7 protein-coding genes are annotated in these 7,499 nt (G+C 67.1%); 4 read left to right on the top strand and 3 right to left on the bottom strand.

Annotated features, from left to right (window positions below; translation table 11 throughout):
• Positions 1–996 (top strand): alpha-hydroxy-acid oxidizing protein (locus tag G6027_RS12610; protein ID WP_182637479.1); only part of this gene is annotated, 996 nt, incomplete at its 5' end.
• 39 nt (positions 997–1,035) lie between these two features.
• Here the strand turns inward: G6027_RS12610 and G6027_RS12605 are convergent.
• Positions 1,036–1,437, bottom strand: coding sequence for a MerR family transcriptional regulator (locus G6027_RS12605; protein WP_182637478.1), 402 nt, complete (start codon positions 1,435–1,437; stop codon positions 1,036–1,038).
• A gap of 202 nt (positions 1,438–1,639) precedes the next feature.
• On the opposite strand from G6027_RS12605, the gene G6027_RS12600 reads away from it, so the two are divergent.
• The 3 genes from G6027_RS12600 to G6027_RS12590 all read left to right on the top strand — a co-directional run bounded on the left by G6027_RS12600 (position 1,640) and on the right by G6027_RS12590 (position 5,187).
• The gene (locus G6027_RS12600; RefSeq protein ID WP_182637482.1) at positions 1,640–3,145 is read left to right on the top strand and encodes a SulP family inorganic anion transporter; all 1,506 of its coding nucleotides are present in this window, start codon (positions 1,640–1,642) and stop codon (positions 3,143–3,145) included.
• Between the two features lie 72 nt (positions 3,146–3,217).
• Positions 3,218–4,399 carry a glycosyltransferase 87 family protein gene (locus G6027_RS12595; protein ID WP_182637477.1) on the top strand — a complete coding sequence of 394 codons (1,182 nt, stop codon included), beginning with the start codon at positions 3,218–3,220 and terminating at the stop codon, positions 4,397–4,399.
• Entirely contained in the window at positions 4,381–5,187 is an 807-nt protein-coding gene (locus G6027_RS12590; protein ID WP_346995727.1) for a glycosyltransferase, read from the top strand. The genes G6027_RS12595 and G6027_RS12590 overlap by 19 nt, the downstream gene beginning before the upstream one ends.
• Before the next feature lie 78 nt (positions 5,188–5,265).
• Here the strand turns inward: G6027_RS12590 and G6027_RS18900 are convergent, their stop codons facing one another.
• Complete coding sequence (locus G6027_RS18900) at positions 5,266–5,397, bottom strand: putative transporter small subunit (protein ID WP_218873259.1); 132 nt, start codon at positions 5,395–5,397, stop codon at positions 5,266–5,268.
• A gap of 14 nt (positions 5,398–5,411) precedes the next feature.
• A complete protein-coding gene (locus G6027_RS12585) occupies positions 5,412–7,067 on the bottom strand; it encodes a sodium:solute symporter family protein (protein WP_182637480.1) in 1,656 nt (551 codons plus the stop codon).
• Between the last annotated feature and the right edge of the window lie 432 nt (positions 7,068–7,499).

Below are 7,499 nucleotides of genomic sequence, written 5' to 3'. Positions count from 1 at the left end.
CTGGTCGCTCCGATCGGCGCCGCGGGACTCGTGCGCCGCGACGCCGACGTCCACATCGGGCGCGCCGCGGCCGAGCGCGGGCTGCCGTACATCCTGTCCTCGCAGGGCTCCTCGCCGATGGAATCCACGGCCGCGGCCATGAAGGACGGACCGCGCTGGTTCCAGCTGTACTGGAGCAGGGACGAGCAGCTGGTCGACAGCTTCATTTCCCGGGCGGAGGCCGCCGGCGCCGGGGCGCTGGTCGTCACCCTCGACACCACGACGCTCGGCTGGCGGCCGTGGGATCTCGACCTCGGATCGTTGCCGTTCACGCGCGGGGTCGGGATCGCCCAGTACACCTCTGACCCCCGCTTCGCCGAGATGGTGGCCGAGCGGGTCGCACGTGAGTCCGACGCAGGCGCCGACACGGACCCCGACGCGGTCAAGGTCACGCCGAAGGCCGTCGTGACACTGTTCGAGATGGCCCGGAATCATCCGGGCGGGTTCCGCAGGAACCTCGGCGCCCCGGAGACCCGCGCCGCCGTCCAGACCTTCCTCGACACGTTCTCCAACCCGGCGCTGAACTGGGACCACATCGCCACGCTGCGGGACCGGACCCGACTGCCGGTCGTTCTCAAGGGAGTCCTACACCCGGATGACGCCCGGCGGGCCTTCGACATGGGCGTCGACGCGGTCATGGTCTCCAACCACGGAGGCCGGCAGGTGGACGGATCGATCGGCACGCTGGACGCCCTCGTGCGCATCCGCGAGGCCGTCGGCCCCGAGCCGACCCTGCTGCTGGACTCCGGCATCCGCAACGGCACGGACGTGGTCAAGGCCATGGCGTGCGGCGCGGACGCCGTGACGATCGGTCGGCCACACATCTACGGCCTGGCCATCGCCGGGCAGCGCGGGGTCGGCGAGGTGCTCGACAACCTGCTCGCCGAGATCGACCTCACGCTGTCCCTGTGCGGCGCGAGCTCGTGGGACGAGGTGGACCCCTCGCTGCTGGCCTGAGGCGGTCGCGGTCCATCCCGCGTCCGGCCCGAGTGGCAGCTACTCGGCGGCGCGGGCGGCCAACTGCAGAAATTCCGCGCTGTATTCAAGCTGGGTCTTGAGGTCCGCGTAGCGCTCCAGGGCCTCTCCGCGCACTGCCTCGACGGTCGTCCTGGCCTCGTGCCATCGCGGAAGATCCGACGCGCCTGTCTGCTTGGCCGCTCGAAGGACGTCGACCGCCTCGAGGAACTGGCGCATCCGGTCAAGGGAGAATCCCAGGGGCTTCATCCTTCGCACCAGGAGCAATCGTTCGACATCCGCCTCGGTGTAGAGCCGGAAGCCCCCGGCGGTATGGCCGGAGGGAACCACCAGGCCGAGATCGTCGTAATGCCGAAGGGTGCGGATCGACAGCCCGGTGCATTCGGCGACCTCACCGATCTTGCGCACCGCCGACTCCGACATCGTCCTCCTTGTGGGCTTGCTCACACTCGCAGATGCATTTTCGCTGCAGGACCAACTCTACCGTTACGGTAGCTTCAGAATCTCCCGCTACGGGAGAGTGTGTCATGTCCCTCCACGGTAAGGAAAACCCTTCGTGACAGCTCCCGCCACCACGCCCGGGGCCTCATCCCCGGCCCCGGCCCCTGCGAGCGGCGACGAGGGTCTGGCCCCGATCGGGGTCCTCGCGTCGTTCAAGTACGCCTTCTCATCGCCGCGACGGTTGCGCACCGAGGTGCTGGCCGGCCTCGTCGTGGCGCTCGCGCTGATCCCCGAAGCCATCTCGTTCTCCATCCTCGCCGGTGTGGATCCGCGGGTCGGGTTGTTCGCGTCCTTCACCATGGCAGTGACGATCGCCTTCACCGGCGGGCGACCGGCGATGATCTCTGCGGCCACTGGCGCCATCGCCCTGGTGATCGCCCCGGTGGCGCTGGAGTACGGGATGGACTACTTCATCGCCACCGTGCTGTTGGCCGGCATCTTCCAGGTGGTCCTGAGCCTGATCGGCGTGGGCAAGCTCATGCGGTTCATCCCCCGCAGCGTGATGGTCGGGTTCGTCAACGCCCTGGCCATCCTGATCTTCACCGCCCAGATCCCCCACCTGCTCGGGGTGCCGTGGCTGGTCTACCCGATGGTCGCCGCCGGGATCCTGATCATGGTGTTCTTCCCCAAACTCTCCGCTGCGGTGCCGGCCCCGCTGATCGCGATCGTCGTCATCACCGGCGTGGTCGTCCTGTTCGGCTGGACCATGCCCAACGTGCGCGATCAGGGTGATCTGCCCGACTCGCTGCCGTCGCTGTTCATCCCCAACGTCCCGTGGACCATGGAGACGCTGCAGATCATCGCCCCGTACGCGTTCGCCATGGCCCTGGTCGGGCTCATGGAGTCGATGATGACCGCCAAGCTCGTCGACGACATCACCGAGGTCCGCTCCGACAAGACCCGCGAAGGCTGGGGGCAGGGCGTCGCCAACATCGTCACCAGCTTCTTCGGCGGCATGGGCGGCTGCGCGATGATCGGCCAGACCATGATCAACGTCAAGCAGTCCGGCGCCCGCACCCGCCTGTCCACCCTGCTCGCCGGCATCTTCGTGCTCATCCTCGTGGTCGCACTCGGCGAGATCGTGGGCCTGATCCCCATGGCCGCCCTGGTCGCGGTGATGATCATGGTCTCGGTGGCCACCATGGACTGGCACTCCATCCACCCACGCACCCTGCGCCTGATGCCGTTCAGCGAGACGATCGTCATGGTCGTGACCGTGGCCGTCACCGTCTACACCCACAATCTGGCGATCGGCGTGATCCTCGGTGTGCTCACCGCGATGGTCATGTTCGCCCGCCGCGTGGCGCACATGACGAGCCTGGAGAAGGTCTCCGAGCTGGATGTCAACCACGACGGCACCATCGACATCCGCACCTACAAGGTTCACGGTGAGCTGTTCTGGGCCTCCAGCAACGACCTGGTCCACCAGTTCGACTACTCGGGCGACCCGCAGCACGTGATCATCGACCTGACCAACGCCGACATCTGGGACGCCTCCACGGTGGCCACCCTCGATGCGATCACCCACAAGTACGCAGCCAAGGGCAAGAGCGTGGAGATCATCGGCCTGGACGGCTCCAGCCAGGAACGCCTGGACAAGCTCTCGGGCAACCTCGGGGACGGTCACTAGACCGCGCCGTATCGCCCCGCGCCGACCGTACCTTCGACGCCAGAGACGAGCCCGCCGATGCGCCGACCACCGATGACCACCCGCACTGTGAGCATGGCCGCAGGGATGATCCTGACCTTGGCGGTGTCCATCGTGGTCATCGTTCAGGCCGTGACGGGGTTCATGATCGACCTGCAGGTGTTCCAGGACGCCGGACGCGCCCTGCTGGCAGGTCAGGACCTCTATTCGGAGGAGTTCCCCAGCCGCTCGGGACTGAGGTTCATCTATCCGCCGTTCGGCGCCATCGTCTTCATACCCCTGGCGCCGCTGGGGGCCACCCTGGCCCAGGTCGCCTGGACCGCCGCCACCATCGCGGCAGTCTGGGCGATCCTGGCTATGGCGGCCACGAGGCTCAAGATCACCGGCGCCCCGGCGGTGGCGCTCGCCCTGACCGGCGCGGCGCTCCTGCTCGAACCGATCCGCGCGAACATCGGCTTCGGCCAGATCAACGTCTTCCTGTTCCTCATGGTCACCGCCGACGTCCTGGGCTTCACCCCGAGGCGCGTCCGCGGCGTCCTTCTCGGACTAGCGGCCGGGATCAAGATCACCCCGGCCGCGTTCGCGTTGATGTTCCTCGTCCGGAAGGACTGGGCGTCCCTCGCGCGCGCCGTCGTTGCCGTGGCAGCCACGGTCGTCCTGGGCCATCTCGTCCGACCGGCCGAATCGATCTACTTCTGGACCACCGAGTTCTTCCTCACCGACCGCGGCGGCCCGCCCGATTACGTCCCCAACCAGGCCCTGAGCGGCATGCTCGCCCGCGGTGGAACGGCCCAGCCCTGGCAGGATCTGATCGTCTATTCCTTCTTCCTCATCGCGGCCATCGCGGCAGCCTGGGGCGCGTGGAAGCTGAGCCGACAGGACCGCCCCGTCGACGCGTTGCTGCTGATCGGACTCGGGGTCTTCATCGCCTCACCCGTGGCCGTCACCCACCACTGGTCCGGCATGCTGATCGCCCTGCCCCTCCTCCTGGCCGTGCGCCGAACGTCGGTGCGGCTGGCCCTCGCCGCGCTCGTGCTGGCCCACCTCGTGGGAACCCACCACGCCTACGACCTGACGGCCCTGGACCCCGGTGCCCAGTTCCTGCAGTGGCTCGTCGGCAATGCCCAGGGCCTGACCGGCATCATCGCGTTCGCGATACTGCTTGTAGACGCCGCAAGACTGCCCCTCCACGCGACGACCCGACCCCAAGGAGCCCCGTGCGCGACCCCGAACTGACCGTCCTCCTGACCGTCTACGACAAGATCGCACCCGGTCCGCTCCGCGACGCCCTGGACAGCGTGCACGCGCAGACCGTCCAGCCGGCCGACATCATCGTCGTCGAAGACGGTCCCCTGTCGCCCGCGCTGCGCGACGTCCTGGACTCCACCCCGGACCTGCGTCGGTTCGCCCTACCCCAGAACCTCGGCGCCGCCGCGGCGTCACAACGCGGGTTCGACGAGGTTCGCACCAGCTGGGTCGCCCGCCAGGACGCCGACGACATCTCCCTGCCCGAGCGGTTCGAGCGGCAACTCGACGCCGCCCGCACGCTCGGGGTGGACGTCCTTGGTTCGGCGATGCTCGAGTTCGACGCCGACCCGGAGCACCCGAAAGCCATGCGCGCCCTACCCACCGAGCACGAGGACATCGCCCGCTACGCGCGGATCAACAACCCGGTCAACAACCCGTCCCTGCTGGCCCGCACCGACGCCATCCGCGCCGTCGGCGGCTACCGACACGTCCCCTACCAGGAGGACTACGACCTGATGATCCGCCTGCTCGGCGCGGGCTACATCTTCCACAACCTGCCCGAACCGCTGGTGAAGTTCCGCGTCACCCACGAGCAATTCTCCCGCCGCAAGAGTCACGAGCTCACGGCCTCCGAGCGCACCATCCAGCGCACACTCCTCGAGGCCGGCATGATCTCCCGCCCCCGCGCCGTGGCCAACTACCTCGCCCGCAACGCCTACCGGCGCCTGCCGGCACCGGCCATGAACGCGGCCTACCGCCGGATCTTCAACCGCTAACCGACCCTCCTTCTGACATAGGTCTGCCCCCTCACCGGAATCGGCGAGGGGGCACACCCGTAGTGCGGTCGAGCACACTCAGATGATCGGCACGCCGTCCCGCTTGGCCTCGGCGGCCTCCCTGATGAAGGCGCCCACCAGGACGGCGAGGACGCCGGCCACGATCACGGGCCAGATCAGTACGTAGATCGTCAGAAGTATCGGTGTCATCTGCAGTTCCTCTCCTAGACGCGGACGACGTCGTCGTCGTCATCGTTCTTGTTCTCGGCCTTGTTCCGGGCGTCGGCGTCGGCGTCGGCCCCGGCGAGCTCCTGCGCCACCTCGTCGGTGTCGTAGTCGGCGGTGGCCAGCGCGATCTCGTCGAAGTCGTAGTCCATCGAGCTGCGGTACGACATCGCCACGCAGACGATCGTGCTGACCGCGTACGCGACGAGTGAGGCCGTGAGCGTGTCGTAGTCACGCAGGAATCCGAGGATGAACGGCGCGCTGCCGAGTGCCGCGATCACGGCTACGACGAGCGCCGGCCTGAGGCCAAGGAATCCGAACACCATCAGGCCCAGGACCACGCCCACACCCACCACGGCGAGCGCCTCGATCCCGTACGCCAGCACGCCGGAGTCCGGGATCAGCCCGAAGCGGGTGGGCAGGAAGACTGCAAGGGCGACCAGCACGGAGACGGTGAAGGCCGAGTTGGTGACCTTCTTCCAGTAGAAGCTCGCGATCACCGGGAAGACCAGTGCGCCCCACAGTGCGCCCACGAACACCAACAGATCGAGGATGTTGAACCGGATGTTGGCGAAGAACAGGGCGGCCACCGTGGCCAGGACCATGGTGATCCGGCCGACGATGAGCATCACCCGGGGGTTGGGCACCTTGCCGCGGCCGCGCATGCCCTGGCCGTACAGGTCGCTCATCGCGATCGACGACATCGCGGACAGGTCCGAGTCCGCGGTCGAGGAGAGCGAGCCGATGATCATGATGAAGAACACCGCCACCAGGACACCGGGCAGGTACTCGGCCGCCACCTGGGGCAGCACGTTGTTCGGGTCGCCGTCGACGGGGTCGATACCCGCGTAGAGGGCGAGAACGCCGACCATGCCGATGCCGATGATCGTGGCGCCGTATCCGATCGTCGCCGTGATGAAGGTCGGCTTGATCAAGTCCTCGCGGACCGCGAACAATCGCTGCGCGATGGTCTGGTTACCGATCGCGTAGGCGAGGACGGCAGCGATGTACGGAGCACCCTGGTTGAGGAACGCATCCGAGGAGAAGAACGACTGCTGCTGCGGGGTCAGGTTCTGGGCACCGGTGGTGAACAGCTCGACTCCACCGAGGAAGAAGAACATCGACGGCACGATGATGATCACCGCGCCGAGCATGGCCAACACCTGCGCGAAGTCGGTGAGCACCGAGGCGCGGAAACCGGACCAGAGCGTGTAGAGCAGGACGCCCGCGGCGATCACGATCACGCCCTGGATGAAGCTGAACGGGCTGAGCATGGAGATCAGCGCGCCGCCGGCGATGAAGTTCGACGTCAACGAGATGACGGAACCCAGGATGTTGGATCCGGCCAGCATGAACTGGGAGGACCGACCGTGGCGGGCGAACATGACCTCGGCCAGGGTGTGCGCCTGCGGGGCGACCTTGCGGATGCGTTTACCGAAGGGATAGATGAACAGGATCATCAGGGCTCCCCAGAACCCGTAGTGGATCGGCCCCGAAATGCCGTAGAGGTATCCGGAGTTGACGGAGGCGTACATGGAGGACGCCCAGATCCACGTGGCGGTCATCGACGCCGCCGAGATCCCGAACCCGATCTTGTGGCCGGCAGTCATGAAGCTGTCGGCGTTCTCTTTTCTCTTCGCGATCCGCGAGGACATGAACATGGTGCCGCCGTAGAACAACACCAGAAGTAGAACCACGGCCGTTGCGCTCAACGCTGTAGAGCTCAGCAAATCTGCCCCTCTCCCTCTTCATTTGTCATGTGAACACGCTGAGCCTAGTGAATGCACCGCCTTAACGAAGAATCGACGTGGGGCCGGCGTTGTGCGGATGGCCAATCGAATGGAGCACTATCCGCGTGTTTTTGTTGGCCGACCAGGCATTTACTGGAGGAAAGCCCCAAACGGCACCCACACGGCATCGCAGGCCCGGCGTGCGGGTCGCTCGCTCGTCCACTCTCCACATCCGCTCGCCGCGATGCACGCACGCGCGAACCGCGGGGCAGGCCGGGGTGCATCCCCGGAGGCGACGGAGGGGTCAGGCGGACCGGGCAGGCCAGGCCGCGTGCCAGTCGGCAGCCGAGGCGTCTG

Origin of the sequence: Dietzia sp. SLG310A2-38A2 (assembly GCF_014145095.1) — a bacterium.
GTDB lineage: Bacteria > Actinomycetota > Actinomycetes > Mycobacteriales > Mycobacteriaceae > Dietzia.
This window is presented reverse-complemented; position numbering and strand designations above follow the sequence as displayed.